This is a genomic window from Geodermatophilus sp. SYSU D00965 (assembly GCF_054050075.1).
Genome location: NZ_JBJGYQ010000002.1, coordinates 212,017 through 238,929, shown reverse-complemented (window position 1 = coordinate 238,929; position 26,913 = coordinate 212,017). Strand labels below are relative to the sequence as shown.

Sequence of the window (26,913 nt, the reverse complement as noted above, 5' to 3'; positions counted from 1 at the left end):
AGCCACCGGCCCCGCCCCGCCCTGCCCCGGGCTCAGTCCCGGCTCCGCCCTCAGACCCGGCCGAGGCCGACCAGGGTGACGTCGTCGTCGTGTGGCGGGTCGAGCGCGGCGAGGACGTCGTCCAGCAGCGTGTCCGGGTCGCGCCCGGCGGCGACGGCGGCGCGCAGCTCCGCCAGCCGCTCCTCCAGCGGGGCGTCCCGGCGCTCGACCAGGCCGTCGCTGTACAGCAGCAGCCGGTCGTCGCCGGTCAGGTGCAGCCGCGCCTCCGGGTAGTCGGCGTCGTCGAGGAGCCCAAGCGCGGGCCCGTGGCCGGCGACCAGCAGGTCGGCACCGCCGGGCGTCACGTGCAGCACCGGCAGGTGCCCGGCGTTGGCGATCGCGACCGCGCCGGTGAGCGGGTCCAGCACGGCGACGACGGCCGTGGCGAGCTCGCCGGGCAGCAGCGCGGCGATCACCTCGTTGAGCCCGCGCAGCGCCGCGGCCGGCCCGAGGTCGCGGAGCAGGTGCGCGCGCAGGGCGTGCCGCAACTGGGCGGTGATCGCCGCGGCGGCCAGCCCGTGCCCGGCGACGTCGCCGAGCACGATCGACACCCGGCCGCTGGGCAGCGGCACCAGGTCGTACCAGTCCCCGCCCACGACGTCGGCGGCGCTGGGCCGGTAGCGGGCGGCCAGCGCCACCCCGGGCACCTTGGGCAGCTGCTCCAGCAGCAGCGTGCGCTGCAGCACGGCGGCCAGCCGGTTGTCCTCGCCGGCCTGCTGCAGCGCGGACTCGGCCAGGTGCGCGGCCAGCGCCTGCGCCGCGGCGACCTCGTGCTCCCGCCAGGGCGTGGCCGTGCCGCGCACGGTCTCCCGCCACGCGGCGAACGAGCGGCGCGGGGACAGCCGCGGGCCGGCGTCGGTCTCGACCGTCTTCGGGGTGTGCGGGTTGCCGCCCCAGGTGACCTCCCGCACCGTCTCGGGCCGGAACCAGGCGAGGAAGTCCCCGCTCCCGCTGCCCACCTCGACGGCGAGCAGCCCGCTGGCGGTGTCCGCGACGTCGGCCGCGTCGGGGACCACCCGACCCAGGGCGTCGGACGCCGGCCGGCCGGTGGCGAGCAGGCCCGCGACCACGCCGGGCACCCGGTCGGCCGGCGGGGTGCTGCCGAGCAGGTGCAGCCGGCCGCCCAGGCGTACCGCGGCGCCGGCGGCGGGCAGCAGGTCCAGCACCGTCAGGTCGCCCTGCGTGAGCGCCGCCGCCGGGGTGCGCGGGCTGCGGCCCAGCGCGGCCACCAGCCGCGCCTGCCGCTGCGCGACGCCGACGACGTCGCGTTGCTCGGCGGCGCCGACGGTGGTGTGCAGCAGCAGCGACGCGGTGCGGCCGAGGAACTCGGCGGCCACCCGGTCGGCGTAGGACGGGCGGTGCGGACCGGCGTAGTGGTGGCAGGAGACCAGCCCCCACAGGCGGCCGCGGTCGATCAGCGAGACCGACATCGAGGCGACCACGCCCATGTTGGCCAGGTACTCCAGGTGCACCGGGGAGACGCTGCGCAGCACCGCGCCGGAGAGGTCCAGCGGCCGGCCGGTGAGCGGGTTGGCCGCCGGCCGCAGCGGCGCCGGCCGGTAGGTGGCGTCGGGGATCAGCCGCAGCCAGTTGGTCGTGTAGAGGGCGCGCGCCTGGGCGGGGATGTCGCTGGCCGGGTAGCGCAGGCCGAGGAAGGGCTCGAGGTCCGCGCGGCGGTCCTCGGCGACCACCTCGCCGTTCCACTCAGGGTCGAAGCGGTAGACCATCACGCGGTCGAACCCGGTGAGCTCCCGGACGTCGCGGGCGAGGGTCGCGGTGAGCTCCTCCAGGGACGTCGCGGCCGACAGGCGCTGCAGCACGGTGGGCAGCCGCCGGTGCCACTCGGCACCGGCCTGCTCCGCGCCGGTCAGCGGCTCCCACTCGGTGACCAGCAGCCCCTCGGCGCGGTGCACGACGAGGTCCACCTCGGTGCCGGCGACGGTCACCCGCAGCGGGTTGAGCTGGGCGAGGTCCCCGGCCAGGCCGTCGCGCAGGCGGACCAGGTCAGCCGGTGCCAGCAGCTCGGGGAGGGACGCCGGCGCGCTGCCGAGGACGGCGGCGGCGTTGGCCGAGGCGACCACCACCGCGAGGTCGGGCTCGGTGACGGCGAGCAGGGCGCCGTGCGGCTGGACCGCGCCGGGGACGGCGATCGGCTCGTCGGCGCAGCGCGCCAGCGCCTCGGCGCCGACCTCGGAGGACGGGGTGGTCACCGCCGCGACCCTACGGGCCGACCTCGCCCTCGGTGAGGCTGGCCGTCTCGACGATCGGCACCAGCGCCTCGAGCTCGAGCAGGTCGATGACCAGCCGGACGGGTCGGTTGGCGCGGGGGCAGACGACCTGCAGCCGCACGCCGGCGCGGGTCGCCCGCCGGGCGCTCCAGGCCAGCTGGCGGGCACCGGAGGAGTCCATGAAGGTGGTGCCGCTCAGGTCGACGACCATCGACCGGGGTCCGGCGGCCAGCACGGCGTCGACGGCCTCGGCGAGCTGCGGCGCGGTGGCGAGGTCGAGCTCGCCGCGCACGCCCAGCGCCGGCCGCCCGAGGACCGTCGTCCGCTCGATCTCGAACAGCAACGGATCGGCCCCCTCGTCGTGGTCCACTGGCCTCCCGCAGGGTAGTTCCCCTCGCGGAGGAAAGGGGACCCCAGTCGTGGACATCGCGTTCACCGTCCGCCTCCCGGTGGACCGCAGCAGCGTGCCGTTCGTCCGGGGGCTGCTCCGGCAGGCGCTCGAGCACCTGCGGGTGGAGCGGAACGTGGTCGACGAGGTCGCGCTCGCGCTGACCGAGGCGTGCGCGAACGTCGTCCGGCACGCCGGCGACCACGCCGACTACGAGGTGCAGGTCGCCATCGACGACGCGCTGTGCCGGATCAGCGTGTTCGACGACGGAGCCGGCTTCGACCCCGACGCGCCGCGCGAGGGCCGCGGCGACTCCCCGCTGGACGGCGGCCGCGGGCTGCTGCTCATGCAGGCGCTGGTCGACCGGCTGGACTTCCGGCACGACGACGGCCGGCACCGGGTGACCCTGGAGAAGCGGCTGGCCGCTCCCCCGCCGCTGCGGCTGGTCGACCCGGTCTGATCCCGGCCGCGTGCCGGTTCGCCGCGGGGTCCGCCGATACCGGGTGGTGCGGTGTGCGATCCCACGAGCGAGGAGCTGACCTGTGGACCTGGCGGGCTGCGTCCTCGGCGACCGGTACGCGCTGGAGGACCTCCTGGCGACCGGTGGCATGGGCCAGGTGTGGCGTGCCCGGGACGTCGTCCTGGAGCGGCCGGTGGCCGTCAAGCTGCTGCGCAGCGAGTACACCGGCGACCCGGAGTTCCTCGCCCGCTTCCGCGCGGAGGCCCGGCTGACGGCGGGCCTGACCGCGCCGTCCATCGCGACGCTGCACGACGTCGGGGAGTCCCTCGGCCCTGCCGGGGAGCGGTTGGCGTTCCTGGTCATGGAGCTCGTGGACGGCGAGCCGCTGTCGGCGCTGCTGGCGCGGGAGGGCCGGCTGGGGTCCGACCGGACGCGCGAGGTGCTGCGGCAGGCCGCCGCGGGGCTGGCCGTCGCCCATGCCGCGGGCGTGGTCCACCGGGACGTCAAGCCGGCCAACCTCCTGGTGGCCGTGGACGGCACCGTGAAGGTCACCGACTTCGGGATCGCGCGGACGGCGTCGTGCGTGCCGATCACGCGGACCGGCCAGCTGATGGGCACGGTGCACTACCTCTCTCCCGAGCAGGTCCAGGGCGCTCCGGCGAGCCCGGCCAGCGACGTCTACGCACTGGGCCTGGTCGCGTACCAGTGCCTGACCGGCAACCGGGCCGTCGACGGGGAGAACTCCGCGCAGGTCCTCGCCCACCAGGTCCACCGGACGCCCGAGCCGCTGCCCTCCGACGTCCCGGCCGACCTGCGCCGGGTCGTCGAACGGGCCCTCGCCAAGGACCCCGCGGACCGCTTCCCCGACGGCGCCGCGCTGCTGCGGGCCCTGGACGGCGGGGCCCCCGAGCGCGACCGGACCCGGGTGCTGCCCGTGCCCGACTCGTCGACGGCGACCCGCGTGCTGCCGACCGGGACCGCCGACCGGCCGGGGCGCGACCGGCCGGCGCGGCGGCTGCTGGTGCCGCTGGTCGCGCTGCTCACCCTCGCGGTCGTGGCGGGGGCGGTGGTGCTCGGCACCCGCGGCTCCGCCGCGCCCGCGGCGCAGCCGACCCCCTCGCCGTCCACACCGGCCGGGGTGGAGGTCGTCTCCGGCGACTACGTGGGCCGGCCGGCGTCCGACGTCGAGGCCGAGCTGAGCGGGCTGGGCCTGACCGTCCGGCCGCGGCCGCTGCAGACCGCGGACGTCCCCGACGGGCAGGTGATCGCCCTCGACCCGCTCGGCCGCCTGCAGCCGGGGGCCACGGTGACCGTCACGCACGCCGTCGCCCCGCCGGTGCCGTCAGCCGCACCTCCCGAGGAGCCCGACGAGGACGAGCCCGACGAGGACGAGGGCGGCAACGGCAACGGCAACGGCAACGGCGCCGACAAGCCGAAGAAGGGCAAGGACAAGGGCAAGGGCAAGGAGGACTGAGGCCCCGCGCGGGGTACCGGTCGGGCGTGGAGAAGATCAGCGACCGCCTCTACAACTGGGCGTCGATCCTGGAGCCCACCACCCGGATGCAGGCCGAGCGGACGGCGTCGATGCCGTTCATCCACCCGCACATGGCGCTGATGCCCGACGCGCACCTGGGCCTGGGCGCGACCGTCGGGTCGGTGATCCCGACCGACGGCGCGATCATCCCGGCGGCGGTCGGGGTGGACATCGGCTGCGGGATGATGGCCGTCCGCACCCAGTTCACCGGCGACGACCTGCGCGGCCGGAACCTCGCGACGCTGCACGAGCAGATCTCCCGGGCGATCCCGCTGTCGGCCGGCCGGTACAACAAGAAGCTGCGCGAGACGGCGGCGGCCCGGGTCGAGGAGCTGCGCGACCTCCCCGGCGCCGCGCAGGCCGACGGCGTCGCCCACAACTGGCCGCTGCAACTGGGCTCGCTCGGCTCGGGCAACCACTTCATCGAGGTGTCCCTGGACGAAGCCGACCGGGTGTGGCTGTTCCTGCACTCCGGTTCGCGCGGGGTGGGCAACCGGCTGGCCTCCAAGCACATCCGGGTGGCCAAGGACGTCACCGCCGCGCGGGACGTCGACCTGCCCGACCGCGACCTGGCCTACCTCAGCGAGGGGACGCCGGAGTTCGACACCTACCTGGAGGCGCTGCTGTGGGCGCAGCGGTTCGCCTACCTCAACCGCGAGGAGATGATGGACCGCGTCGCCGAGCAGGTGTCCCGGTTCTTGAGTCGGCGTGGCCTGACGACGGAGGTCCAGCGGCTGCAGGTGGTCAACGCGCACCACAACTACACCGAGCGCGAGGAGCATTACGGCGAGCGGGTGTGGGTGTCCCGCAAGGGGGCCATCTCCGCGCGGGCGGGCCAGTGGGGCCTCATCCCCGGCTCGATGGGCGCGGCCTCCTACATCGTCGTCGGCCTGGGCAACGTCGAGGCGCTGCACTCGGCGCCGCACGGCGCGGGCCGCAACCACTCCCGCGGCCAGGCGCGCAGGCTGTTCACCCGCGCGGACCTCGACCGCCGGATGAAGGGCATCGCCTGGGGCCGGTCGGACGCGTTCCTCGACGAGCACCCCGACGCGTACAAGAGCATCGACGTCGTCATGGCCGACGCCGCCGACCTGGTGGAGATCCGGCACACGCTGCGCCAGGTGGTCAACGTCAAGGGCGACTGAGCCGGCGCCGGCCGGTGCCCACCTGCGGGAGGTCGTGCTCTGCGTGCCCGCGGTACGCAGAGCACGACCTCCCGCAGGTGTGGTCCCGCCCGCCCGGGTGCCCCGTCGCGTGCTCGTGCTCTGCTTCCCTGGCGAAGCAGAGCACCACCTTCCCAGGAGCACGTCCCGGGCCCGGGTCAGCCCTCGTCCGGGTCCCGCAGGGTCCGGACGTAGCCGAGGCCGACCGGGCGCTCACCGGCCAGCGCCAGCGCTTCCATCGCGCCGGCGTCGTCCAGACCGTCGCGGCCGCCGCTGACCTCGTGGAGCTCGACCTGCTCCTCGATCCACCGCTGGTGCCGGTTCCAGGCGTTGAGCGGCGTGGTGCCGAGCGAGTCGCCGATGCGGGCCCACGACGCCCCGCACCGCAGCGCCGCCCGGATGCCCAGGTGCTGCGCGTCGTAGGCCCGGCGGGCGACGACGACGCCCAGGTCGAGCAGCTCCAGGGACTCCTCGAGGTCGAGGGGCTCCACCGCGCCGCGCAGGTGGGCGGTCCAGGAGTGCGTCGGCCCGGCGGCGCGGCGCCGCGGGCCCGCCGACGCGTTGTCCCGCCGGCTCAGGTAGTCCAGCCGGGTCACCGCGGTGACCATCGGCAACGCCAGCCCGGGCACACCGATCCTCATGCCGACCGAGCCTCGGGCAGCGGGAGGCGACCCCCGCTCCACCGCAGGCCGTGTCGCCGGCATCCGGCCGCGACACGCGCCCGGCGTGACCCTCCGCGACCGACCGCGGACGCAACCGTCAGGGCGTCCAGCCGGTGCGTGCCAGCCAGGTGGGCAGGTCCTGCAGGTCGGGCGACAGGGCGCGGGTGGCCGCGAAGTCCGCCCGGTAGGCGGGCGGCGCGGCGAACCAGGCGAACATCGCGAGGGAGTCCTCGTCCTCGCCCAGGGCGTCGAGCGGCAGCGGCTCGTAGCGCGCCGGCAGCCCCGCGCGCTCACCGAAGGCCACGGCGACCTGCTCGCCGGTGCGCTCGTCCCCGCCGATCTCGACGGCGCCGCCCGGCACCCGGGACGGGTCGAGCAGGACGGCGGCGGTGACCGCACCGATGTCGGCGACGGCGATCATCTGCAGCGGCACCCCGGCGGCCAGCGCCATCCGGACGACGACCCCGCCGTCGTGGGCCGACGCCATCCACCGCAGGTTCTCCATGAAGAAGACCGGCCGGACGAACGTCGCGGGCAGACCGAGGCCCTCGATGTGCTCCTCGACCCGGCGCTTGCTCTCGAAGTGCGGGATGCCGGTGTGCCGCTCGGCCCCGCCGACGGAGCTGAACACCAGGTGCTCGACGCCGGCGTCGGCGGCCGCGTCGGCCAGCGCGATCCCGTCCGCCAGCTCGCCGTCCACCCCGCGCGGGCCGAACGGCGTGGTCATCGCGAACACCCGCTGCGCGCCGCGGAACGCCGTCCGCAGGCTGTCGGGGTCCTGCAGGTCGGCGCGGACCAGGTCGGCGCCGCGGTCGGCGAGGTCGCGGGCCCGGTCGGGATCGCGGACCAGCGCGCGGACCCGGGCCCCGGCGGCCAGCAGCGCACGGGCGGTGGCGCCGCCCTGCTGCCCGGTGGCTCCGACGACGGCGATCACGGGTCCGGGCACGCTGCGCTCCTCGAGGAGGGGTCGGTTCCCCCTAGGGTGCCCGACCATGGCGGATCGGCAGCTCAGGACGGTTCTGGAGGGCGGCGGGTTCTTCGAGGGCCCGCGCTGGCACGAGGGCACCTGGTGGGTGTCGGACTTCTACCGGCACACGGTCAGCCGGGTGACCGCGGACGGCGCCGAGACCGTCGTCGTCGAGGTCGAGCAGCAGCCCTCCGGGCTGGGCTGGCTGCCCGACGGCTCGCTGGTGGTCGTGTCGATGAAGGACCGGCGGGTGCTGCGGTACGCCGACGGGTCGCTGACCACCTTTGCCGACCTCGCCGAGCACTGCGGCGGGCACCTCAACGACCTGGTGGTCGACGCGCACGGCCACGTCTTCGTCGGCGACTTCGGCTTCGACCTCATGGGCGGCGGCGCCGCCGCGACCGCGTCGCTCAAGCGGATCGACCCCGACGGGACGGTGTCGGTCGCCGCCGAGGGGCTGCAGTTCCCGAACGGCTCGGTGATCACCCCGGACGGCGGCACGCTCGTCGTCGGAGAGACGCTGGGCAACCGGTACACCGCGTTCGACCTCGGTGCCGACGGGACGCTGGGCAACAGGCGGGTGTGGGCGTCGCTGGGCCCGGAGGTCACCGGATCGACGGTCGACGAGGTGCTCGGCCAGCTGGTGGTGGCCCCCGACGGCTGCGCGCTGGACGCCGAGGGACGGATCTGGGCCGCCGACGCGGTCGGCGGCCGGGTGGTGCGGGTGGCCGAGGGCGGGGAGGTCGTCGACGAGGTCGCCGCGCCGGACGGGCTCGGGGTCTACGCCTGCATGCTCGGCGGGGACGACGGCCGCACGCTGCTGATGTGCTGCGCGCCGGACTTCTACGAGCACAACCGCGCGCCGGTGCGCGAGGCGGTGCTGGTGGCGACCGAGGTCGACGTCCCCCACGCCGGCCGCCCGTAGGTCAGCTCCCGGTGGCCCCGGGCGGCGGCTGGCTGGAGCTGTGCGGGACGCTGGGGTCCTCGGTCCCGATGGTGCCGCCCTTCGCGGCGCGCGGCTCCTCCGCCTCCGACGGGGGCCCGACCAGGTCCTCCTCCGGACGCGTGCCCGGGACCTCGTCGGTCGGTTCGTTGACGCCCCCGGCGGGACGGCCGGTCATGTTGCCTTCGGACATGCCTGCCCGGTACCCGGGACGGGCGGTGGTCAGTCGGCTCGGAGGACCCGGACCGGGGAGCCGACGAGGAAGGCGGCGACGTCCTCGACGGCCTCCCGGTAGAAGACCTCGTAGGTGCGGCAGACAGTGACGCCGCGCTCGCGGGCGGCGGCCAGGTCGATGGCGGCGTTGCGCGCGCCGGTGGTGACCAGCAGCCGCAGGTTCGGCAGGCGGTCGAGCAGGCTGCGCGGGAACGGGGTGCGCTCGCGCATGACCACGACGACGTCGAAGGGAGCGAGCCGCTCGGCGACGGCATCCTCTACGTCGAGGTGGTCGGGGAAGGTGACGACGTCCAGCGGTTGGGGGACGCGGGACCAGTCGGCGAACTCCGCCGCGGCGGACTGGTAGTCGTCGAGGACGGCGACCCGGTGCACGCGGCCCCCGCCCGGGACCGGGCGGGGGCCGCGTGCGGGCGGCTCAGCGGCCGTAGCCCTTGCCGCCGCGGTTCTTCCCGGCCTGCTTGGCCTGGAAGTCCGCGATGAACTGCTTGATCTTGGCCTGGTTCTGCGGCTTGCGGGCCTCCTGGATGACCTTCGCCGCGATCCCCGACGCCACCAGCTTCCGGATCATGCCGGCCATGGGGGTGTCCCTCCTCGTTCTCGGTTACCTGCAGTCGTGCCCGCCCAACGGTCGCGCCAATCCCCGGGTTCCGGACGCCGTCCGCAGTGCGTCCGTCACTGCGCGTGCGGACACTCCGCGACCCGACGACTTTGGTCCCGACGCCTTGACCTGCGAAAACGCATCCATGACATTCCCGCGCGCTCCGTAGTGACGCGTGGTCGCGGCGGCGTGTCGCCATGCGGACACGCCGCCGTTGCGCGGCCGATCGGCCGGCTGCGACGCCCGGGAACCGCCCATACGGTCGTGCGCGGTCCTGCCGGGCCCCTCGTCACCGAACCGTGGTGACACCGGCCGGACTACGCCGAACCGGACACGGTCATCCGCCGTGCCCGGACCGGGGACCCACCGAATCCCTGGGGTGAAGCGCGTTCGCGCGCCGGGCGACTCCCCCGTCCGAACCCGTCAGCTAACCCGGTAGGCGGCCGTGGAGAACAGGAGAACCGTCGTCGATGACGACTGCCCGCACGTCCTTCGCTCGTCGCTCGTTCCGCGGGATCGCCGTCGCCGCTGTTGCCGGCGCCGCCGTGACCCTCGCCCCCGCCACCGCCTCGGCTGACGCCGGTGACGGCGGCTCCGGCGCCGTCGCCGTCGCTGCTGCCGCGGCCCCGAACGGGGCTGCGCAGAAGGCCGTCGACACCGCCCTCGCCCAGCAGGGCGACCCGTACGGCTGGGGCGCCGCCGGCCCCAACGCCTTCGACTGCTCGGGGCTGACCAGCTTCGCCTACCGCGAGGCCGGCATCTCGATCCCGCGGACCTCGCGGGCGCAGTCCGGCTTCGGCACCCCGGTGGCGAAGTCCGACCTCAAGCCCGGTGACCTGGTGTTCTTCTACAGCCCGGTCTCGCACGTCGGCATGTACATCGGCAACGGCCAGATGGTGCACGCCTCCACGGCCGGCCAGCCGGTGAAGGTCGTCAACCTCGACTCGATGCCCGGCTTCAACGGGGCTCGCCGGGTCGCGTGAGTCGCGGCGCCCGGGCGGTTCTCCCGAGCGGCCCGGGCGCTCACTCCAGCCGGCAGGGCACGGGGGCCTGCTCGGCCGACTGGAGTGAGAAGACCGCGCCGGCGTCACCCGGCCAGGAGTGCAGGAACAGCAGCCCGACGCGGGTGTTCAGGAACCCGCCCGGGCCCTGTGCCTGCACCAGGGCCGTGAGGGCGCCGGTGTCGTGGTTGCGGTAGCGCCGCAACTCGTCGCCGGCGGCCAGGGTGACGACGTCGTCGTCGACCGCGCCCATGACGAGCACCGCCTGCCAGTGGTCGGCGGGGTCGTTCTGGCACAGCCGGACGTGCACCGGGTGCGGCGCGTGGCCGCGGGCGCGCCGGTCGCACGCGGTGGCGTGCTCGACCCGGCTCGGGCCCGGGTACGGCTCGAGGTGGTCGGACACCGGCTCCCCCTTCGAAACGTGCGCGGCCGGATCACCGGCCGACCATCAGTGCAGCACGGGACATGACCCGTGAGCGGGGCCGACGAACGCGGTGGACGCCGAAGTCGCCCGCTCGCGTGGGTGAGCCCGTGGCCCGGTGACGCAGCGTGCCCGGGGTGCGCGGCCCGCCGGCGGGGTACCGCACCCCCATGGCCGACGTCCCGATCCTGCTGCTGGACGTCGACGGGGTGCTCAACGCGGCCTGCGTGGACCTGCCCGAGGGCTGGCAGCGCGGCACGTTCAACGGGTTCGTGCTGTCGTGGGACCCGACGGTCACCGCGCGGCTGCGCGAGCTGCACGAGTCGGGCCGGGTGGAGATCCACTGGCTGACCACGTGGGCCGGGGACGCCGACCGGCTGCTGGCCGAGCCGATGGGGCTGCCGCGCGGACTGCGCACCCACGAGCGGAACGGCGCCAGCCCGACCGGGTTCGCCGGACCGCTGGGTGGCGCGTCGGGCTGGTGGAAGCTCGACCTGGCCCGCGAGGTGGCCGAGGCCGAACCGGACCGGCGGATCGTCTGGATCGACGACGACCTCGCCGAGCAGGCCGAGGACACCGGCGAGTGGCTCGCCGCGCACCCGCACGTGCTCGTCGTCGCACCGGACCTGTGGGCCGGGCTCACCCACGCGCAGCTCGACGAGATCGAGGCCTGGCTCTGATCCGGCTCAACCGGGCACGCGGACGAAGCCGTGCCCGTCCCAGTGCCAGCGCACCGTGATCGGCACCGACGGGCCGCTGGCGTGGGAGTCCTCCGGCGCGTAGGCCGTCATGCGGGCGACCACGTCGCCGTCCTCGACCGACAGCCCGGCCGGGTCGTACAGCGGCGCCAGGATCGTCGCCTCGCGCAGCGTGCGCGGGCTGGGCAGGACGCCGAGCCGGTCGCCCGAGGCGGCGAAGACCTGCACCTCCTCGACGATCCCGTTGGACGGCTGCGGCGAGCACTGCAGCAGCACGACCGTGTCCGGCGCGCCGTCCCCGTCGACGTCGCCCTGCGCCTCGGCCTGGAGCCGGACGTCGTAGTGGTCGTAGTACGGGCTGCGGTCCGGGTCGGCGGGCACCCGGGCGACCCCCTCGACGAGCGTCGCCGGGAAGCCGTCCGGGACGATCTCGTCGCAGGTCACGCTGAGGGTGGCATCGCCCCAGTCCCGCGGCGTCCCCGTGCCCGGCGCGGCCGCGCTGCCGCCCGTGGCGGCGCACCCGGCCAGCAGGCACGCCGCCAGGCCGCCCCCCGCCCTCGCCAGCCGTCGCGGCACGATCCAGGACATCGGGCGATCACCTCGACGGCGGAGCGCGGGGTACCCCTCGGGACACCGAGGGTCCCACGATGCGGTCGTCGCCGGGACCTCCCCGCGAACGGCGTCGGGCACCCTCTCCCCGTGGACGCACCCCGCTGGCCCCGCCCCGCCGGCGCCGGCCCGGTCGTGGCGCTGGGCAAGCTGGTGGCCGACCAGGTGCTGGAGCTCTCCGAGCCGCTGGTCGTCGGCGGGCAGCAGCGGGTCGTGCGGACGACGACGGCCGGTGGCGCACCGGCCAACGTGACGGCGAACCTCGCGCGGCTGGACGTGCCGGCGCGGCTGGCCGGCTGGGCCGGTGCCGACCCGGTGGCCGACGGGCTGCTCGCCGCGCTGGCCGGCCGCGGGGTCGAGGTCGCGGTGGTGCGCCGCGGCCGGACGCCGCTGACCACGGTGCTGGTCTCCCCGGACGGGGAGCGGACGCTGCTGGCCGACCGCGGGGAGGGCGGCCTCTCGCCGGCCGACGTCCGCGCGCAGGAGGTGGCCGACGCCGCCGTCGTCCACCTCGACGGCTACGACCTGCTGCGCTTCCCGGACGCGCTGCGGGCCGCGGCGTCGCTGGCGCACGAGGCCGGCGTGCCGGTCAGCGTGGACGCGGCGGCCGCGGCGCGGGTCCGGCGGTTCGGGACCGAGCGCTACGCCGACCTGCTCGCCGGGCTCCGGCCCGACGTGCTGTTCGCCAACGCGGACGAGGCCGCGGTGCTGGGCCTGGACGGCGGCCTGCCGGGGTGGACGCCGGGGCTGGTGCTGGTGCACGCCGGAGCGCGGCCGACGCGGGCGCTGACGCGGTCCGGGACCGCGGAGGTGCCGGTGCCGCCGGTCCCGGCACTGCGGGACACCACCGGCTGCGGGGACGCCTTCGCCGCCGGGGTGCTGGCCGGCTGGCGCGCCGGGGCCGGTGTCCTCGACGCCGTCCGGACGGGGCACGCGGCGGCTGCCGTGGTCGCGGGCGTGGTCGGCGCCCAACCGCCGTCCTGACCGTCGCCCTCCGCGTCAGCGCGGGACGATCCGGAGCCGGTCGGCGATCTCCTCGGCGTCGGCTGCGCCGGCAGAAGCGTGCGCGCCCGGGCGTTCAGCGCGAGAGGAAGGTCAGGCCTGAGGAGGTCGTCGAGGTCCTCAGGCCGCACTCACGCCCTGCCCAGCCGGTTCAGCACATCACCCCATCTGCCGGTCAGCCGGGCCGAGCTCTCCTGGACCCGCGCTGCGTGGCCGCTCCTCTCGTACCGCTCGACGGCCTCGCGCCGCAGGACCCCCTGACGCGACGGGTCCTCGGAGTCGGCCGACGCCTTCGCGGGCTGGTCATCGCTTCGCGGCGCCGGAGGCATGTCCGCGACGGTATCGCTCAGCAGCCGCCGGCGACGTCCCAAGACCGGCCCGACTCACGTGGCGAGCAGTCGGTGCACCTGCTGGATGGCGACCCCGCCCTCGCCGACCGCGGAGGCCACCCGCTTGACCGACCCGTGCCGGACGTCCCCGGCCGCAAGCACCCCCGGCACGCTGGTCTCCAGCGCCTGAGGGCGGTGACCGAGCGCCCGGATCGCCTCGGCGCTGAGCTCGGACCCGGTCACGATGAAGCCGTCGCCGTCCCGCTCGACCGTCGGCGGCAGCCACTCGGTGTGCGGCCGGGCGCCGATCATCAGGAACAGGGCGCAGGCGTCGACCGTCTCCTGCTCCCCGGTCCCGCGGTCGCGCAGCACCAGGTGCGCCAGCCGGCTGTCACCCCCGCCGCCGACGACCTCGGCGTCGGTCCGGACGTCGATGTTCGCGGTCGTACCTAGGGCCCTGTCACGCGTCGAGCAGCGCCTCGGCCATCTCGACGGCGCGCGACTCGTTCGCGACGGCGTCGTCGACCGGGGCGACCGCCGAGTTGAACGGCGCGCAGACCGCGGTGAGGACCTGGAGGTCGGCCGGGTCCTCGGCCTCGACGACCACGTAGCCGCCGAGGTCGCCCAGGCGGACCACCGACTCGCGAACAGTGAGGCTCCCGGGCATCTCCTGGCTCTCGAGGACGTCGAGGATGCGCTGGTGCGCGGCCTCGTACTCCGGGAGCGACCCCGCCGGCCGCTCCTGCCAGGTGACGACGTACTTCATCGCGTGCTCCCCCTCGTACGTTCCGGAGGGGCACGGTCCCTCGGGCCGGAGCGGCGGCGCAAGGGAGACGGCGACGGTTGGCCAGACGTTCAGCCGATGGATACCTCGGGGGCTCACCCATCGGGGGTCCGGAACGTGCACCGGGGCCCCGACGCGTCGTCGTGGCCGGGTATCGGGGTCGGGTTCGGCTAGGTTCTGCGCGCCATGGATGCCGCCCTGCCCGAGGTCCCGCCGGTCGAGGTCCCGTCGGTCGACGTACCGCCCGCCGAGGCCCCGCCGGTCGCGGTGTCCGTGCTGGGGCCGGTGCAGGCCACGGTCGCCGGGCAGCCGGCGGCGCTGGGCGGTCCGCGGCAGCGGTCAGTGCTCGCCCGGCTGGTGCTCGCCGGCGGGCACGTGGTCTCCGCCGACCGGCTGGTCGAGGACCTGTGGGACGGCGAGCCGCCGCCCAAGGCGCTGGCCTCCCTCCAGGTCCACGTCTCCCGGCTGCGCCGCGCACTGGAGCCCGCCGGCGGCCAGCGGAGCGGTGCGACGGTGCTCGTGAGTGCCGCGCCCGGGTACCGCCTGCAACTGCCACGCGAGGCCGTGGACGCCTGGCTGTTCGAGGACCTCGTCGCCCGCGCCTCCGCCACCGACGACGTCGCCGCCCGCCGGGAGCTGCTGGAGCGGGCGCTGGCCTGCTGGTCGGGCCCCGCCTACGCCGGGTCGGCCGACGCCTCCTGGGCCGCACCGGAGATCGCGCGGCTGGAGGAGCTGCGGCTGGTCGCCGTCGAGCTGCGTGCCGACGCCGACCTGGCGCTCGGGCGGGCGGCGACCGTCGTCCCGGAGCTGGAGCGCCACCTGCACGACTCCCCCGCCCGGGAGGAGGCCGTGCGGCTGCTCGCGCTGGCGCTGTACCGCAGCGGCCGGCAGGGCGACGCGCTCACCGTGCTGCGCCGGGCCCGCGAGCACCTGGCCGACGAGCTCGGCGTCGACCCCGGCCCCCGGCTGCGCGAGCTGGAGGCCGCCGTGCTCGGGCAGGAGCCGGCGCTGGACCTGCCCGCCCCGCCCGTCGCGCTGCCGGCGACACCCGCCCCCGCTCCCCCGGCGCCCGCGCCGGCCCGGGCCGCGGAGCTGCGGCAGTTGCTGGACCTGGCCGCCGAGGGGGCGCGGGTCGTCTGGATCGCCGGCGAGGCCGGCGCGGGCAAGACCACGCTGGTCGAGGCCGCCGCGGCCCGGCTGCGCGAGGACGGCTGGCGGGTGGCCGAGGGCCGCTGCCCGGAGGTGGACGGCGCTCCCCCGGCCTGGCCGTGGACGGAGATCACCCGGGCGCTGGGCGCCGCTCCGCTGGAGGAGGGCACCGCCTTCTGGCGGGCCCGCGCGGTCGCCGACCTGCTGCGCGCGGCCGCCGCCGAGCAGCCGCTGCTGGTCGTGCTCGACGACGTGCACCGCGCCGACGAGCTGACCCTCCAGTTGCTGCGCTCCGTCGTGGACTCCCTCGCCGGGGAGCCGCTGCTGGTGCTGGCCACCTACCGCGACGCCGAGACCGGGGAGGCGCTCGCGGCCACCCGCGCGGCGCTGGCCTCGGCCGGGGCGCGGCACCTGGAGCTGCGCGGGCTGGACGACGAGGGCGTCGCCGTCCTGGCGCGGCAGTCCGGGCTCGAGGACGCCGGGCCCGCGGAGCTGGCGCTGCTGCGCGAGCGCACCGACGGCAACCCGCTCTACGTCCGCGAGCTGACCCGGCTGCTCGTCGCCGAGGGCCGGGGCGCCGCGCGCACCGGCGTGCCGGCCGGGCTGCGCGACGTGCTGCGCCGCCGGGCCGAGCGGCTGCCCGGCCCGGCGGTGACCGCGCTGCGCCAGGCGGCGGTGCTGGGCCGGGAGGCCGACGTCGACGTGCTGGCGGCCGTGGCCGGGCGGGACGTCGACGAACTGCTCGACGCGCTGGAGACCGCGGTGCTGGCCGGGCTGCTCGACGAGCCGGCGCCCGGGCGGGTGCGGTTCACCCACGCGCTGGTGCGCGACGTGCTCTACGAGGACACCCCGCTGCTGCGCCGCGGTCGGGTGCACGCGGCCGCGCTCGCCGTGCTGCGGGAGTCCGACGGGGTGGACGCCGCGACGCTGGCCCACCACGCGGTCGCCGCGGCCGGGCCGCGCACCGCCGCCGACGCCGTCCCCTACGTCGCCGCGGCGGCGCGCGAGGCCGGCCGGCTGGGCGCGGCGGCGGAGGAGGCGCGGCAGTGGGCCTCGGCGCTGCGACTGCTGGAGATGGCCGGCCGGCGCGGGACGGCCGAGGAGCTCGACGTGCTGCTGGCCGCGATCCCCGCGCACGCCCGCGCCGGGGACGTCGTCGCCGCCCGCGCCCAGCAGCGGGATGCCGTCCGGACCGCCCGGCGGCTGGGCCGGCGCGACCTGCTGGTCGCCGCGCTGGCCGCGTGGGACGCGCCGCTGGTGTGGACCGTCCGCGACGACGGCGCGCAGGACCCCGAGCTGCTCGACCCGCTGCTGGAGCTGCTGGAGACCCCCGCCGGCGAGGACCTGCCCGGCGACGTGCGCTGCCGGCTGCTGGTCGCGCTGGTGCGGGAGGTGGAGGGCGTCGACGACGAGCGCACCGACGCCGCCAGCGCGAAGGCGCTGCGTCTGGCGCGGGCGGCGACCGGTCCGGACGCCGCCCGACTGCTGTGCGCGGCGCTCAACGTGCGGGCGTACGCGGCGCTGGGCCCGCACCTGGCTGCGGTCCGGGAGCCGCTGGCCGAGGAGCTGCGCGCGGTGGCGACCGCGGCCGGGATGACCGACCACCGGGCGGTGGCCCACTGGCTGCTGTTCCTCGCCGCCTCGGCGCGGACCGACCTGGTCGCGGCCCGGAAGCACGTCGACACCGCGGTCGCGCTGGCCGACGCCGGCCAGCTGGGCCACGTGCTCGGCGCGCTGCACATCTTCTCCGGCGCGCTGCTCGTGCTGGCCGGCCGCCACGACGAGGGGCGGGCGCGCTACGAGCAGGTGGCCGCGCACCTGGTCGAGACCGGCGCCATGAACGGCGGGCTGATGGCGCTGGTCGGCCGGTTCGCGGCCGGCTTCGCCCGCGGCGACCTCACCCCGGTGGTGCCCGAGCTGGAGTGGCTGCACGCGGCGATGCCCGGGGCGCTCACCGACGCCGTCGTCCTCGGGCTGCTCGACGCCGGGCGGGCGGACGACGCCCGCGCGGCCTGGGCGGTGCGCCGGCCGATCAGCCGCGACTACTACTGGCTGGCCTCCACGACGCTGCGCGCGCACGCCGCCGCACGGCTGGGCGACCTGGCCGTTGCCGCGCAGGTGCGCGAGGAGCTGCTGCCGTGGGCGGGGCGGATCGCCGGCCTGGACTCCGGCACGCTCGTCGTCGGCCCGGTGGACGACGCGCTGGCCGCGGTCGCCGACGCCCTCGGGGACGCCGGCGCCGCGGCCGCCGCCCGGCGCGGTGCCGAGCGGGTGCGGGCGGAGCTGGCCGTGCAGCTGGCCGCCGTCGGCGTCTGACTAGCTCCCGAACACGGCGCGCTCGCGGCGGCGGAACGGCGGGATGAGCACCGCGAGGATGACCCTGAGAGCCAGCCCGCCGTCGGCCTCGATCGTGGCGCGCTCGGCCTCGGTGGCGACGGCGAGCACCCGCGGGGCCTCGAAGGACAGCTTGGCGCGCTTGCGGATGCGGGCCTCGACCGCGGCCCAGTCGCCGACCGACACGTAGCGCTCGATCACCGGGAAGACCGAGGCCTCCTCGTCGCCGATGTGCTCGGTGAGGGTGTCGCGCAGCTCGGCGAGCTCGACGGCGAGTGCGGTGGCGGTGTCCTCGCCGGGCCGGGCGCGGAAGGCGTCGGCGGTGGCCCGCAGCCGGTGCAGGGCGGGGTCGAGGGCGGCGTGGTCGTCGGAGAGCTCGGTGAGGTCGACGTGCGGGCCGGCGGAGGCGGCGAGCACGGGCCAGAGCACTTCGTCCTCGACGCTGTGGTGGTGGTGCACCGAGTCGGCGAAGTCGCGGACGTAGCGGGCGACGGCGTCGGCGCGCTTCCCGTCTCCCGTCGGCTCGGCGGCGAGCCGCTGGGCGAGGTCGGTGAGCCGGTTGGCGTCGCGCAGCATCGCGCGGTGCGCCAGCCGCATGCCCATGACATCGGGGACCGGGTCGGCGTCGGTGCGGGGGTGGACGCGGATGGCGTCGGAGCGGGTCATCGCAGATCTCCTCGGGTGGGGGCTGTTGCCCGAGACGCTCGCGCGGTCCGCTTACCGGCCGCTTGCAGCGCGGCTGCAAGTGGGCGGTCAGCGCAGCCGGCCACGGTTCTCGCCGACCGGGTTCCCCGGACTCCGACTCACCGCGAGGACACGCCATGACCGCCACCGCCCTGCCCGCTCCGACATCCCCGGCCGCCGCCGCCGACCACCGCCCGCCGCTCGCCCTGCGCGGGCTGGCCGTCACCGCCGGGGGCGTGCTGTTCGCCGTCGGCAACGCCCTGCACCCGATGGAGCACAGCGAGGCGGCCCACTCCGCCGCGACGTGGGTGGCCGCGCACGTCGTCTTCAGCGCCGGTGCGCTGCTGATGGCGGCCGGGGCCGGCGCGCTGGCCGCCCGGTTGCGCGGCTCGCGGGTGGCCACGATCGGGCTGGGGGTGCTGTGGGTCGGGCTGGTGCTGATGCCGATCGGGGGCTACACGGAGGCCTACGTCGCGCCGGCGATGCACCACGGGTTCGCCGCCGTCGAGGAGGCGACCCTGTGGTTCTCGGGGCTGGCCGGCACCGCCACGCTGCTCGGCCCGCTGCTGATCGCCGTCGGGGCGCTGCGCTCCCGGCTGCTGCCCGTGCCGGTGGCGCTGTCGCTGCTCGCCCTGCCGGTCGGCGGGGTGCTCGCCGGCGCCCTGCCGGTGGAGGGCTGGGGGATCATCCCGGGCACCGTCGTGTTCGGCCTGGGCATCGCCGCCGCCGGGTGGCTGAGCCGCCGGCCCTGAGGTTCCCCTGAGGCGCCCCGGTCCCGCTGCCTGCGGGGCCGGGGCGCTGCGCTGTCCCGTCAGGGGCCGGCGAGGTGAAGGGGTATCGCCCATCGTCGTGCTCTGCGTGCCCCTGGCATGCAGAGCACGACGTACGGCGGCGACTCCCCGCAGCCTCGGTGACGAGCGAGACGGCTCGGCGACTCGAAGAGGCGTCCGACCTCGTCGGCATCCAGCCGCCGCCGGGACCGCGGACAGGGTCAGGACGTGGCCGTCACCTGTTCGGCAGGGCGTCCCGCCACTGGATCGCGCGGTTCTCGGCGGCGACGGCGTCCATGACGTCGAGCACGGGTTCGACGGTGAAGGCGAACCCGGCGTAGACGGTCGTCAGGTACTGCAGGTCGGCCGGCACGTCGGTCTCGATCACGGCGTACCCGCCGAACTCACCGACGCGGACGACGAACTGGTGGAACGTCAGGCTCGTCGGCATCTCCCACTGCGAGAAGACGTCGAGGATCCGCTTCTGCGCCGCCTCGTACTCGGAGGCCGAGCCGGTGGGCCGTTCCCGCCAGGTGACGACGTACTTCATGTCGCTCTCCCCTCGGACGCATCGAGGTTCCCGAGGTGCGGGGCGGGCGCACAAGGCGGACGACGACAACCCCGCGGAACCGTGCGCTCGGTCACGGGGGTGTCGTGCACGTCATGGCCCACCGGGGTGCGTCGGTCACGCGCGGAAGCCCGCGCGGTGGCACCGTGGAGACGGAGCCCGAGGAAGTGCTCGCCTCGTCCCTCGTCGAGCCGTCCCGAGACGGCCGGCGCGCCCGCCCCACCGTGGGGGCCTCTCGTCAGTGGCGCGCCCCACCCGGAAGGAACCCGGCGTGAGCCCTGTCCTCGACCGTGCCCGCACGTCCGCACCCGCCGTCTCGGCCGCGCTGCAGCAGCTACGCGTCGCCGTCGCCGTCCTGTTCGCGATGGACGGCTTCGTGTTCGGCACCTGGGCCGCCCGCATCCCCGACGTGAGCGCCCGGGTCGGCGCCTCGCACAGCGCACTGGGGATCGCCGTCCTGTGCATGTCCCTCGGCGCGCTCGCCTGCATGCAGCTGACCGGCGCGCTCAGCGCCCGCCTCGGCCCCGGCCGGGTCGCCCTGGGCGCCGCGGTGCTGGTCAGCCTGGCGGTCGCGCTGCCGGCGACGGCGACGTCGGTGCCACAGCTGTGCGGAGCGCTGCTCGTGTTCGGCGCCGCGACCGGCGCGGTGAACGTGGCGGCCAACAGCCTCGGGGTACAGGTGGAGGCCCGGTGGCCCCGGCCGCTGCTGTCCTCGCTGCACGCCGGGTTCAGCTTCGGCGGTCTGGTCGGTGCCCTGGTCGGCGGGCTGGTGGCTGCGTCGGTCGGCGTCGTGCCGCACCTGGCCGGCGTCACCGTGGCCGGGCTGGCGCTGCTGGCCTGGATCGGGCCGACGTTGGCCCGCGCCGACGAGGCCGCGCCGCGGGCCGTCGCCTCCGTCGCCACGGACGAGGGGGCCGAACGCCGTGGCGTCCCGACGGCCGTCCTCGTCGTGCTCGGCGCGGTCGCCGGGTGCACCGCCTACGGCGAGGGTGCGCTGACCGACTGGGGTGCGCTCTTCCTGCGGGAGGACCTCGGCGCGACGCCGGTCCTGGCCGCCGCCGGCTACGCCGGGTTCTCGCTGGCCATGGCCTGTGGCCGCCTGGTCGGCAGCTCGCTGGTGGTGCAGTTCGGCGAGGGGCGGCTGCTGGTCGGCGGGGCCCTGCTGGCGGCGCTCGGCATGCTGCTCGCCGCGTGGTCGGGCTCGGTGACCGTCGCGCTGGCCGGCTTCGTGCTCGTCGGGCTCGGACTGGCCAACGTGTTCCCGCTGGCCATCGGCCGGGCCGGCGCGCTCGGCGGGGCCGGTGGCGTGGCGCTGGCCTCGACCGTCGGCTACAGCGGCCTGCTGGGCGGTCCGCCGCTGCTCGGGTTCCTGGCCGAGCTGACCGGGCTGGCCGCTGCGCTCAGCACGGTCTCGGTGGCGGCGGGGGTCGCCGCGGTGCTGGTGCGTTCGCTCGGTGGCGACCCGGTCTCGGTGCGCCGTCCTCCGCTGCCGGGCCTCCCCCGGCCGGCGATGGTGACCTGGGCGAACGCGCGCCTGCAGCCCGTGGGTCTCGCCGCCCGCGTCAACGTGCGGCGGGCCGCGCAGGACCTGCGCCTGCTCGCGGTCTCCTGACCAGTCGCGCGCGGTTGTCGTCGTCCCGAGGGCGGTGGGTACGGGAGCGACGTGGATGCGCGGACGCTGCTCCTGGGCGACTGGACGCCGATCGTCCGGGACGGCATCGACGTCCTCCGGCTGGTGATCCTGGGCGGGGCCGTGGTCTACGCGGTCGCCGGGGACTGGGGGTCGGCGGCGCTGCTGGCCGCGCTGGGCGGCATCACGCTGGTCGCGCGGCTGGTGAACCTGCCGCGGCTCTACGACCTGTCGCTGACGCTGGGCATGGCGCTGCAGGGGTTCGGCGAGACGCTCGGCCTGTACGACCAGTTCGTCCGCTTCGACGACCTGGTGCACTTCACCCTGCCGATGCTCACGGCCCCGGTCGTCTACATCGCGCTGGCCCGGGCGGACGTCGTCCCTGATCCCCGCGACGAGACGCACCTGCAGCACTACATCGGCATCGGGGTCGTCACCCTCGCCCTGGGCATCTCCGTGGGGGCGCTGTGGGAGCTGTTCGAGTGGCGGTCCGACGTCTGGTTCGGGACGGACCTGTCGGAGGACAACGACGACACCAACGGCGACCTGTTCCGCGACACCCTGGGCTCGCTCGTCGGCGCGGCACTGCTGGTCGTGTGGGCGCGCTTCGGCTGGGGGTCAGTGCGGCGCATCCCCGGGGTGAACACCCACGAGGAGGTCAGCGCCTGACGGTGCCCCACGGCAGTACCGTGCTCGCCCGCCGTCCATCGAGGAGACGACGATGGACGATCGGTCAGCTGCCCAGTCGGCACCGCGCATCCTCAGGGCCGCGGACGGCGTGGTGATGGGCGACCCGGCCGGGGTCCGCGACCGGTTCATGATCGACGACGAGGACGCCGGTGGCCGGTTCGCCCTCGTCCAGCACCTGTTCGCGCCTCGGCCGCCCCGTACCAGTGCGATGCCGACCCGGACGCGACGCAGCGCATCATCGAGCGCCAGGGCCTGACGTTCTGACCCGCGCGCCGGGGCACCTCTCTGCCGGGTTCGTCGCCTCGCGCTCCGGGCTCCTCGACGCGACCCCGATGCGATCACCTGATCGACGCAGTTCCTGAACCCCTTGTCCGCGCCAGGCCCACGGGTCCACGCTCCCCGGCGAGGGGATGACGTCTGTCCACGGGGCCTGGCACCGAGGAGCAGTCATGACCAGCGCCGCTCCGTCCCGGGAGGGGGCCGGGGGAGACCTCGCCCAGCGCCGGCCGCTCACCGCGTTCCTGCTGCTCGCATTCGCCATCGGGGTGCCGGGACTGGTCGTCCCGCTCCTGGCCGGGATCCCGCAGGCGCCGTTCCTGCTCCTGCTGGTCTTCGTCGCCCTGCTCGGCGCTGCGCTCCTGGTCACGTGGCTGGCCGACGGTCCGGCCGGCCTCCGGAAGCTGCTGTTCCGCGTGGTGCAGTGGCGGTTCAGCGCCTGGCGCTGGGCGATCGTCCTCTTCGGGGTGCCGGTGCTGACCGTCGCGGTGGCCGCCGTCTCAGGGACGCTGACCAGTCCCGAGCGCGGCTGGGCCGTCGAGATCGGCTGGTACCTGTTCAACACGTTGATCTTCGGCGCGCTGAGCCTCAACCTGTGGGAGGAGACCGCCTGGGCCGGCTTCGCCCAGTCCCGGTGGATGGCCCGGCACGGTCTGCTGGTCGCCTCCCTGATCACCGCGGTGTTCTTCGCAGCCATCCACCTGCCGCTCCAGTTCGCGGGTGACCCGAGCGGGTCACGGCTCCTCGCCGGCATCGGGTTCCTGTTCCTGACCGCGCTCGTCGCCCGGTACCTGGTCGGCATGCACCTGCTGGACACCGGCGGCAGCATCCTCGCGGCCGGCATCCAGCACGCCTCCTGGAACGCCGCCCAGAACATCGAGGCCGTCGAGGGGGGCGACTGGCCGTGGCAGATGGCCACCGCCCTCGCGCTGCTCACCGCGCTCCTGGCCGTCGGCCGCCGGGTCCACCGGCCGCAGGGCCGACCGATCGGACCGGAAGCCGAGAAGGCCGCCGCGGCGCAGTGGGTCGCACCACCGGCTACCCCGAGTCCGGCCCCGTCCCACCCTGAGCCGACGACCGGCAGGAGTTGAACTCGCGGACCGTGAGCTCGGGGGGACACGGCCGAGGAGGTGGTCGGCATGACGCGGACCGGACGGACGGCGCGTCCCGGCGCAGCGGGCGCCCCGCCGGCGCAGCCGACGACCACGGGGGCGGTTGCGGGCGACCACACCGAGGAGGAGGTCACGGGCTACGAGCGGTCCCCCAGTGACGTCCTCCGCACCGTCGTCTTCGCCGTCGTCACCCTGGCGGTCCTCGCCCTCGCCCGGTGGTCGCGCGACGCCGCCGCCTCGCTGGACGACGACCTCGCCCGGCGGCTGTCGTTCCTGACGCCGACCGTCGGGCAGCTCCTGCTGGGGACGGCGTCCCTGCTGGTCCTGGCGGGCGTCACCGCGGCGTGGGTCGCCCCGCTGGTGACCCGCTCCCACCGGCTGTTCGGCCACCTCCTGCTCAGCGGCCTGCTCTCGGTGGCACTCCTGCGCGGCGCCGGGTGGGTGGTCGACCAGGGGGACACCGACGTCGGGCGAGACGGTGGTGGAGACGGCGCGCTGACCGTGGACGGCCTCGCCGTGGCCGCGGCCGCGTTCGTCGTCCTCGCGCCGTTCGTGTCCCGGCGGTGGCGGCGGGCCGGGGCGGTGCTGCTGGCAGTGGTCGTGCTGCTGCGGCTGCTGGTGCCGGTCGCCTTCCCCGCCGCGCTGGTGCTCGCGCTCCTGACCGGGAGCCTCGCGGGGTCCGGGACGCTCCTGCTGCTCGGCCGTCCCAGCAGCCGGCCGACGCCGGGCGCGGTCGCCGCCGCACTGACCGGGGGTGGCCTGCCCGTGGCGCACCTGCAGCCGGCCTCGGTCGACGCCCGCGGGTCGGTTCCCTACGTCGCCACGCTGCAGGACGGCAGTTCCGTCTTCGCCAAGGTGATGGGCGCGGACAACCGGGCGGCCGACCTGCTCTTCCGCGCCTGGCGGTTCCTGCGGCTGAAGAACGTCGGCGACGAGCGCCCGTTCTCCTCGCTGCGCCGTACCGTCGAGCACGAGGCGCTGGTGTCGCTGCTCGCCCGGGACGCCGGCGCGCGGACGCCGCGGCTGCGGACGATCGCGCCGGTGGGGCGCGACTCGTTCCTGCTGTCCTACGACCTCGTCGACGGCACCACCCTCGACCGGCTCCCGGACGACGCCCTCACGACGCCGGTGCTGCACGGGATCTGGGCTCAGGTGGCCGTGCTGCGGCGGCACTCCGTCGCCCACCGCGACCTGCGCCGCGCCAACGTCCTGCTCGACCGCGAGGGCTCTCCGTGGCTCATCGACTGGGGGTTCAGCGAGGTGGCGGCGGGGGGTGCCCTCCTCGACGCGGACGTCGCCCAGCTCCTCGTCGCGCTCGCCCTGCAGGCGGGGGTGGACCCCGTCGTCGACGCCGCGATCGCCGAGCTCGGCCCGGAGGCGGTGGCCGCGGCGCTGCCCCGGCTGCAGCCCAACTCGTTCAGCGGGGCCACGCGGGACGCCCTGCACTCCCGCAAGCAGCTCGTGGGTCAGCTGCGCGCGACGGTGTCCGAGCGGTGCGGGGTCCCGGCGCCCCGGCTCGTCGACCTGGAGCGTGTCCACCCGAAGACGGTGGCGACCGTCGTCCTGCTGGTCGTGGCCACCTACCTGCTCGCACCGCAGTTCGGCGACGTGCCCGGCATGGTCGACCGCGTCCGCGAGGCCGACTGGGTCTGGGCGCCGGCCATCCTGGCGATGTCCGCGCTGACCTACGGAGGCGCCGCGCTGAGCCTGGCCGGCGCCGTGCCCGCTCGGCTGCGCGCGCTGCCCACGTTCGTGGCGCAGCTCGCCTCGTCGTTCGCCTCCAAGCTCGCACCGGCCGGTCTCGGCGGCATGGCGCTGCAGGTGCGCTACCTGCAGCGGAGCGGCGTCGACCCGGCGGTGGCCACCTCCGCGGTCGGCCTGGACTACGTGGCGGGTTCGGTCGTCCACGTCTTCCTGATGGTGGTGTTCGCGATCTGGGCCGGCCGGTCGGCCTTCCGCTCACTGCGGCTGCCGGACCCGCAGGTCTTCCTCTGGGGCGCCCTGGTGGTACTCGTCCTGGCGGGTCTCATGCTCGCCTGGCCGACGGTCCGGCGGCGGCTGGCGAGCCGGTTGGTCCCGGTGCTGCGCCGATCGGTGGACGGCGTCGGGCACGCCCTGCGCAGGCCGGGCAAGGTCGCGCTGCTGCTGGGCGGTTCCGCCGTGATCACCCTCGGTTACCTGGTGTGCCTGTACCTGTCCACGCGGGCGTTCGGCGGTGACCTCGGCCTCGCCACCGTGGGCGCGGTCTACCTCGTCGGCGCCGCGGTGGGGGCCGCGGCTCCCACGCCGGGCGGCCTCGGTGCGGTGGAGGTGGCCTTGATCGCGGGGCTGGTGGCCGCCGGGATGGACCACACCATCGCCGTCCCGGCCGTGTTCCTCTACCGGATCGCGACGTTCTGGCTGCCGATCCTGCCGGGCTGGGCGGCCTTCGTCTGGCTCCGCAGGTCGGAGTTCGTGTAGTCCATCTGACGCTCGTCGTCGAGCCCGTCATCAGCCTTGACTGCCGAAGGGGTCGGAATCACCTCCCACGTCGCCGTCCCTCCGTGGTCAACCGGTGGTGACTGCGCCCGTGCTGTTGGGGACCAGCTCGACCCAGGTTGTCCCGGGCGCCAGCGTCACCGGGGCGCCGTCCGCACGGGTCAGCGTCACCCGGTCGCCCGTCGCCGGCTTGGACCAGGTGGCGTCGACCACGTGCCCACCGGAGGCGACGAGGGCCCGGCCGGTGCCGGTCAGGATGGTCTCCGGGACGGGGTTCCCTGCGGGATCCCGGGCCTCGGTCGCGACGACGTCGACGCGCAGGACGACGACGTTGGTGGCGCCGAGCCGCCGGCCGTCGGCCTCGACCGCCGGGGTGCTCCCCTCGCTGCGCAGCCAGCGGCCGTCAGCAGCGTTCCAGGTCCACCGGGGGTGGCTGACCCCGGACAGCGCGAGCTCCAGGGTGGTCGTCGGTCGTCCCGCGGCGACGGCGGTGGGCCGTTCGCCGGCCGCGGGGTGGTCGAACTGGGCGCCTGGTGCGGCTCGGTGGGTGGCGTCGGCCTGGTCGACGAGGGTCTGCGGCACCGCGTAGACGTTGTGCGGCGCCACGCGGGTCGACGTCCGGGAGAAGCCGGCGGCCCCGGAGTCCTGGCGGATGACCTGCAGCCCGGCGTCCTGGGCGGCGGTGACGTAGGTCTGCACGCCACCGGAGAACGCGAGCAGGCCGCCCAGCGGCGCGGCGATCGCGGGGTCCATCGGCCGGATCGACCGCACCGGGCCGATCTCGGATGGGAGGTCGGAGTGGTAGACGGCGACGAACCGGGTGATCCCGCCCTCGACGACCTGCTCCCACACCATGTCCGCGGCGGTGAGACCGGTCTGCGGGCGGGCGTCGACGGAGTTCTCGATCTTGACCGCGAGCGCCGGGCGGTCGGCGATCGCGTCGGCCGGGACCCCTGTCAGCGGCCAGGCGGGCGCGGACGGCGGCGTGAGCGCGGCGACGACGGACCCGAGGAACGGCAGCGCGGACAGCCGCTGCTGGAGTGCCGGCCAGGCGACCACGCCGGCGGCCACCAGCACCACGAGCAGCACCGCTCGAAGACCACGGCCGGACCTCGACCGGCGGCGGCCCTTCGCCGTCCTCTTGCTGGCTTGGGAGCCCTTC

Annotated in this window: 28 protein-coding genes and 1 riboswitch; of the genes, 14 read left to right on the top strand and 14 right to left on the bottom strand. The window is 75.9% G+C overall.

Annotation, left to right across the window (positions count from 1 at the left end):
- Nucleotides 1-50 precede the first annotated feature (50 nt).
- Nucleotides 51-2,249, bottom strand: coding sequence for a SpoIIE family protein phosphatase (locus ACI789_RS02735; protein WP_457006612.1), 2,199 nt, complete (start codon nt 2,247-2,249; stop codon nt 51-53).
- A 10-nt stretch (nt 2,250-2,259) separates the two neighbouring features.
- A complete protein-coding gene (locus ACI789_RS02730) occupies nt 2,260-2,637 on the bottom strand; it encodes an STAS domain-containing protein (RefSeq protein ID WP_457006611.1) in 378 nt (125 codons plus the stop codon).
- Nucleotides 2,638-2,686: 49 nt separating this feature from the next.
- Between ACI789_RS02730 and ACI789_RS02725 the strand changes: the two genes are divergently transcribed.
- The 3 genes from ACI789_RS02725 to ACI789_RS02715 all read left to right on the top strand — a co-directional run bounded on the left by ACI789_RS02725 (nt 2,687) and on the right by ACI789_RS02715 (nt 5,794).
- Nucleotides 2,687-3,115, top strand: coding sequence for an ATP-binding protein (locus tag ACI789_RS02725; protein WP_457006610.1), 429 nt, complete (start codon nt 2,687-2,689; stop codon nt 3,113-3,115).
- Nucleotides 3,116-3,197: 82 nt separating this feature from the next.
- Complete coding sequence (locus ACI789_RS02720) at nt 3,198-4,589, top strand: serine/threonine protein kinase (protein WP_457006609.1); 1,392 nt, start codon at nt 3,198-3,200, stop codon at nt 4,587-4,589.
- Between the two features lie 26 nt (nt 4,590-4,615).
- Complete coding sequence (locus tag ACI789_RS02715) at nt 4,616-5,794, top strand: RtcB family protein (RefSeq protein WP_457006608.1); 1,179 nt, start codon at nt 4,616-4,618, stop codon at nt 5,792-5,794.
- A gap of 176 nt (nt 5,795-5,970) precedes the next feature.
- On the opposite strand, the gene ACI789_RS02710 is transcribed toward ACI789_RS02715, so the two are convergent.
- Nucleotides 5,971-6,453, bottom strand: coding sequence for a hypothetical protein (locus tag ACI789_RS02710; protein ID WP_457006607.1), 483 nt, complete (start codon nt 6,451-6,453; stop codon nt 5,971-5,973).
- Between the two features lie 118 nt (nt 6,454-6,571).
- Nucleotides 6,572-7,420 (bottom strand): NmrA/HSCARG family protein, encoded by an 849-nt coding sequence (locus tag ACI789_RS02705; protein WP_457006606.1) that lies wholly within the window; start codon nt 7,418-7,420, stop codon nt 6,572-6,574.
- A 46-nt stretch (nt 7,421-7,466) separates the two neighbouring features.
- On the opposite strand from ACI789_RS02705, the gene ACI789_RS02700 reads away from it, so the two are divergent.
- Entirely contained in the window at nt 7,467-8,366 is a 900-nt protein-coding gene (locus ACI789_RS02700) for an SMP-30/gluconolactonase/LRE family protein (RefSeq protein ID WP_457006605.1), read from the top strand.
- A gap of 1 nt (nt 8,367) precedes the next feature.
- Here the strand turns inward: ACI789_RS02700 and ACI789_RS02695 are convergent, their stop codons facing one another.
- The 3 genes from ACI789_RS02695 to ACI789_RS02685 are packed head-to-tail and all read right to left on the bottom strand — an operon-like array spanning nt 8,368 to nt 9,195.
- Entirely contained in the window at nt 8,368-8,577 is a 210-nt protein-coding gene (locus tag ACI789_RS02695; RefSeq protein ID WP_457006604.1) for a hypothetical protein, read from the bottom strand.
- A 29-nt stretch (nt 8,578-8,606) separates the two neighbouring features.
- The gene (locus tag ACI789_RS02690) at nt 8,607-8,990 is read right to left on the bottom strand and encodes a hypothetical protein (protein ID WP_457006603.1); all 384 of its coding nucleotides are present in this window, start codon (nt 8,988-8,990) and stop codon (nt 8,607-8,609) included.
- Nucleotides 8,991-9,033: 43 nt separating this feature from the next.
- Entirely contained in the window at nt 9,034-9,195 is a 162-nt protein-coding gene (locus ACI789_RS02685; protein WP_457006602.1) for a hypothetical protein, read from the bottom strand.
- Between the two features lie 331 nt (nt 9,196-9,526).
- A riboswitch (cyclic di-AMP (ydaO/yuaA leader) is annotated at nt 9,527-9,674 on the top strand.
- 12 nt (nt 9,675-9,686) lie between these two features.
- Between ACI789_RS02685 and ACI789_RS02680 the strand changes: the two genes are divergently transcribed.
- A complete protein-coding gene (locus ACI789_RS02680; RefSeq protein WP_457006601.1) occupies nt 9,687-10,199 on the top strand; it encodes a C40 family peptidase in 513 nt (170 codons plus the stop codon).
- 40 nt (nt 10,200-10,239) lie between these two features.
- Here the strand turns inward: ACI789_RS02680 and ACI789_RS02675 are convergent, their stop codons facing one another.
- On the bottom strand, nt 10,240-10,620 hold the full coding sequence (locus tag ACI789_RS02675; RefSeq protein WP_457006600.1) for a hypothetical protein: 381 nt from the start codon (nt 10,618-10,620) through the stop codon (nt 10,240-10,242).
- A 188-nt stretch (nt 10,621-10,808) separates the two neighbouring features.
- Here ACI789_RS02675 and ACI789_RS02670 point away from each other — a divergent pair, with 188 nt between their 5' ends.
- On the top strand, nt 10,809-11,318 hold the full coding sequence (locus ACI789_RS02670) for an HAD domain-containing protein (protein ID WP_457006599.1): 510 nt from the start codon (nt 10,809-10,811) through the stop codon (nt 11,316-11,318).
- A 6-nt stretch (nt 11,319-11,324) separates the two neighbouring features.
- Here the strand turns inward: ACI789_RS02670 and ACI789_RS02665 are convergent, their stop codons facing one another.
- On the bottom strand, nt 11,325-11,924 hold the full coding sequence (locus ACI789_RS02665; RefSeq protein WP_457006598.1) for a hypothetical protein: 600 nt from the start codon (nt 11,922-11,924) through the stop codon (nt 11,325-11,327).
- A 111-nt stretch (nt 11,925-12,035) separates the two neighbouring features.
- On the opposite strand from ACI789_RS02665, the gene ACI789_RS02660 reads away from it, so the two are divergent.
- Nucleotides 12,036-12,929 carry a carbohydrate kinase family protein gene (locus tag ACI789_RS02660; protein ID WP_457006597.1) on the top strand — a complete coding sequence of 298 codons (894 nt, stop codon included), beginning with the start codon at nt 12,036-12,038 and terminating at the stop codon, nt 12,927-12,929.
- 401 nt (nt 12,930-13,330) lie between these two features.
- Here the strand turns inward: ACI789_RS02660 and ACI789_RS02655 are convergent, their stop codons facing one another.
- Together ACI789_RS02655 and ACI789_RS02650 are read right to left on the bottom strand one after the other, a co-directional pair.
- Nucleotides 13,331-13,711, bottom strand: a complete 381-nt coding sequence (locus ACI789_RS02655; protein WP_457006663.1) for an NAD(P)/FAD-dependent oxidoreductase — start codon at nt 13,709-13,711, stop codon at nt 13,331-13,333.
- A 25-nt stretch (nt 13,712-13,736) separates the two neighbouring features.
- Nucleotides 13,737-14,042, bottom strand: a complete 306-nt coding sequence (locus ACI789_RS02650) for a DUF3303 domain-containing protein (RefSeq protein WP_457006596.1) — start codon at nt 14,040-14,042, stop codon at nt 13,737-13,739.
- A 204-nt stretch (nt 14,043-14,246) separates the two neighbouring features.
- Between ACI789_RS02650 and ACI789_RS02645 the strand changes: the two genes are divergently transcribed.
- A complete protein-coding gene (locus tag ACI789_RS02645; protein WP_457006595.1) occupies nt 14,247-17,525 on the top strand; it encodes a BTAD domain-containing putative transcriptional regulator in 3,279 nt (1,092 codons plus the stop codon).
- On the opposite strand, the gene ACI789_RS02640 is transcribed toward ACI789_RS02645, so the two are convergent.
- Nucleotides 17,526-18,209 (bottom strand): hemerythrin domain-containing protein, encoded by a 684-nt coding sequence (locus ACI789_RS02640; RefSeq protein ID WP_457006594.1) that lies wholly within the window; start codon nt 18,207-18,209, stop codon nt 17,526-17,528.
- Between the two features lie 155 nt (nt 18,210-18,364).
- Between ACI789_RS02640 and ACI789_RS02635 the strand changes: the two genes are divergently transcribed.
- Complete coding sequence (locus ACI789_RS02635) at nt 18,365-18,979, top strand: hypothetical protein (protein ID WP_457006593.1); 615 nt, start codon at nt 18,365-18,367, stop codon at nt 18,977-18,979.
- A 253-nt stretch (nt 18,980-19,232) separates the two neighbouring features.
- Here ACI789_RS02635 and ACI789_RS02630 read toward each other — a convergent pair whose 3' ends face one another.
- Nucleotides 19,233-19,547, bottom strand: coding sequence for a DUF3303 domain-containing protein (locus ACI789_RS02630; RefSeq protein ID WP_456918220.1), 315 nt, complete (start codon nt 19,545-19,547; stop codon nt 19,233-19,235).
- A 289-nt stretch (nt 19,548-19,836) separates the two neighbouring features.
- Here ACI789_RS02630 and ACI789_RS02625 point away from each other — a divergent pair, with 289 nt between their 5' ends.
- From ACI789_RS02625 to ACI789_RS02605, 5 genes are all read left to right on the top strand, one after another.
- Entirely contained in the window at nt 19,837-21,177 is a 1,341-nt protein-coding gene (locus ACI789_RS02625) for an MFS transporter (RefSeq protein ID WP_457006592.1), read from the top strand.
- A gap of 51 nt (nt 21,178-21,228) precedes the next feature.
- On the top strand, nt 21,229-21,864 hold the full coding sequence (locus tag ACI789_RS02620; protein ID WP_457006591.1) for a hypothetical protein: 636 nt from the start codon (nt 21,229-21,231) through the stop codon (nt 21,862-21,864).
- Between the two features lie 52 nt (nt 21,865-21,916).
- On the top strand, nt 21,917-22,141 hold the full coding sequence (locus ACI789_RS02615) for a hypothetical protein (RefSeq protein WP_457006590.1): 225 nt from the start codon (nt 21,917-21,919) through the stop codon (nt 22,139-22,141).
- Between the two features lie 193 nt (nt 22,142-22,334).
- Entirely contained in the window at nt 22,335-23,252 is a 918-nt protein-coding gene (locus ACI789_RS02610) for a CPBP family glutamic-type intramembrane protease (RefSeq protein ID WP_457006589.1), read from the top strand.
- A gap of 48 nt (nt 23,253-23,300) precedes the next feature.
- Nucleotides 23,301-25,733, top strand: a complete 2,433-nt coding sequence (locus ACI789_RS02605; protein WP_457006588.1) for a flippase-like domain-containing protein — start codon at nt 23,301-23,303, stop codon at nt 25,731-25,733.
- A gap of 87 nt (nt 25,734-25,820) precedes the next feature.
- Here the strand turns inward: ACI789_RS02605 and ACI789_RS02600 are convergent, their stop codons facing one another.
- A complete protein-coding gene (locus ACI789_RS02600; protein WP_457006587.1) occupies nt 25,821-26,840 on the bottom strand; it encodes a DUF3048 domain-containing protein in 1,020 nt (339 codons plus the stop codon).
- Nucleotides 26,841-26,913 lie beyond the last annotated feature (73 nt).

Coding starts and splice junctions, on each gene's coding strand:
- ACI789_RS02645 (WP_457006595.1), top strand. CDS start 14,247: ATGGATGCCGCCCTGCCCGAGGTCCCGCCGGTCGAGGTCCCGTCGGTC.
- ACI789_RS02615 (WP_457006590.1), top strand. CDS start 21,917: ATGGACGATCGGTCAGCTGCCCAGTCGGCACCGCGCATCCTCAGGGCC.
- ACI789_RS02695 (WP_457006604.1), bottom strand. CDS start 8,577: ATGTCCGAAGGCAACATGACCGGCCGTCCCGCCGGGGGCGTCAACGAA.
- ACI789_RS02635 (WP_457006593.1), top strand. CDS start 18,365: ATGACCGCCACCGCCCTGCCCGCTCCGACATCCCCGGCCGCCGCCGCC.
- ACI789_RS02610 (WP_457006589.1), top strand. CDS start 22,335: ATGACCAGCGCCGCTCCGTCCCGGGAGGGGGCCGGGGGAGACCTCGCC.
- ACI789_RS02685 (WP_457006602.1), bottom strand. CDS start 9,195: ATGGCCGGCATGATCCGGAAGCTGGTGGCGTCGGGGATCGCGGCGAAG.
- ACI789_RS02670 (WP_457006599.1), top strand. CDS start 10,809: ATGGCCGACGTCCCGATCCTGCTGCTGGACGTCGACGGGGTGCTCAAC.
- ACI789_RS02665 (WP_457006598.1), bottom strand. CDS start 11,924: ATGTCCTGGATCGTGCCGCGACGGCTGGCGAGGGCGGGGGGCGGCCTG.
- ACI789_RS02680 (WP_457006601.1), top strand. CDS start 9,687: ATGACGACTGCCCGCACGTCCTTCGCTCGTCGCTCGTTCCGCGGGATC.
- ACI789_RS02640 (WP_457006594.1), bottom strand. CDS start 18,209: ATGACCCGCTCCGACGCCATCCGCGTCCACCCCCGCACCGACGCCGAC.
- ACI789_RS02630 (WP_456918220.1), bottom strand. CDS start 19,547: ATGAAGTACGTCGTCACCTGGCGGGAACGGCCCACCGGCTCGGCCTCC.
- ACI789_RS02710 (WP_457006607.1), bottom strand. CDS start 6,453: ATGAGGATCGGTGTGCCCGGGCTGGCGTTGCCGATGGTCACCGCGGTG.
- ACI789_RS02650 (WP_457006596.1), bottom strand. CDS start 14,042: ATGAAGTACGTCGTCACCTGGCAGGAGCGGCCGGCGGGGTCGCTCCCG.
- ACI789_RS02700 (WP_457006605.1), top strand. CDS start 7,467: ATGGCGGATCGGCAGCTCAGGACGGTTCTGGAGGGCGGCGGGTTCTTC.
- ACI789_RS02605 (WP_457006588.1), top strand. CDS start 23,301: ATGACGCGGACCGGACGGACGGCGCGTCCCGGCGCAGCGGGCGCCCCG.